The 1,383-nt window shown below is 44.3% G+C and carries 1 pseudogene; it reads right to left on the bottom strand.

Going from position 1 to position 1,383, the window contains the following annotated elements:
• Window positions 1-1,383, bottom strand: a pseudogene (locus ACFIK1_RS05230) (filamentous hemagglutinin); the annotation flags it as partial.

The raw sequence follows: 1,383 nt of genomic DNA, 5'->3' as shown, positions 1-1,383 counted from the left end.
AGCAGAAACAAAGGAGGCTCTGTCTTTTTCAGGGATATAAAGCACCGGTGCATAAACATCCATGCCCTTGACCTGTTGGCGTACATAAATCACCATCGGGGCTTCTAGGGACGCCAATTGTTCTTCACTCAAAGCCTCACCAAAGGGGAGATTGTGGGCTTTTGCATATTCTGCCCCGACATCCAGCAAGGTTTTGACTTGTTCAATGGCATCACTTCCAGGAATAAAGGAGCCTTTGCCCAAACCTTGACCAACCAGATCACGCATTTGTTTCTCAATCAGCTGCTTTTCGAAATAAGCATCGCCTAAGAAAAAAATCTCCCGATCAGGATTGTAGCCAATTCTGTTCAAATAATAAGCTGAGCCATAAAACTTGCCGACATCAAGGAATTCTGCCCGCGTTTCATAAATGAAATTCTGGTTGGGCAGCGTGCCACCAACCCCACCCGATTGGGGCTTTGGTAAAGGGAGCCCCTCAGAAAGTTCCCCTGCATTATTGAGATCGACTTTTGGTGTAAAGAGAGCATCAACCCCGGTTAAACCACTTAAGGACTCCAGTGGATTGCCTTCAACTGCTTGTGCTTTAAAATGCGCATCCCCTGTAATCGAACCTTCCGCTGCCGTGTTATTGAGTTGATCGACCACCAAATTCAACGTGCCACCCGCTTGGACAAGACCAGGAACGCTCTCCAAAGCTTCTGAACCAATCTGGCGATCCTTGCCATTGGCTATATCTAAAGAAACATCGCGGCTTCCATCAGCTTTATAGCCATAACAACTGTCTGTATTAGCCTGACAACCAAGATAAGTGTTTTTATAAGCCGTTGCCCCCAAATTGGTCAGCACATTGGCGTGGATATCGGCATTTCCCCCTGCTCTCATAGAGCTATAATGGTTATCAATGGTATCAGCATTAATAATAAGATTGCCACTAGATTGTATTACCCCCGAAACAGTTGGTTTATGCGAAAATGCTTGTGTGACAGTCTTTTCTGTCATGTGTGACCAGTCTTCGTTTATTGACCCTAACCATCCTCCCTTCCGCCGAGAACCATTCCATACAAACTCTTCTATGTCTCCTTTTCGAGCATTATGTTTCCAAGTAAACGCCTTATAGACTGTCCCATCTTTTAAAGTTGCCGTGCCATAGGTTCCTTCTTTGTTATTCCAAAGTTGTTGCTCAAATATAAAGTGTTTTGGACCTACTGCCCCATGCTTTCTCTTAGAAAGTTTTCCTTTTCCCCAACGATCCCAGTCTATATCATGATATAAAGGTCTGCCATCGAGAAAATTATATTTGTCTGGTCTTTGGAAAGAAATATCGCTATATTCCGTTTTTTCCGTGATGACAGGCGTGCTATCAGCTTCGTTTTTCAGGGTGTT

Origin of the sequence: Bartonella sp. OC16QHHD (assembly GCF_042194035.1) — a bacterium.
GTDB lineage: Bacteria > Pseudomonadota > Alphaproteobacteria > Rhizobiales > Rhizobiaceae > Bartonella.
The sequence above is the reverse complement of the archived record's forward strand: the minus strand, read 5'-3'. Positions and strand labels throughout refer to the sequence as shown.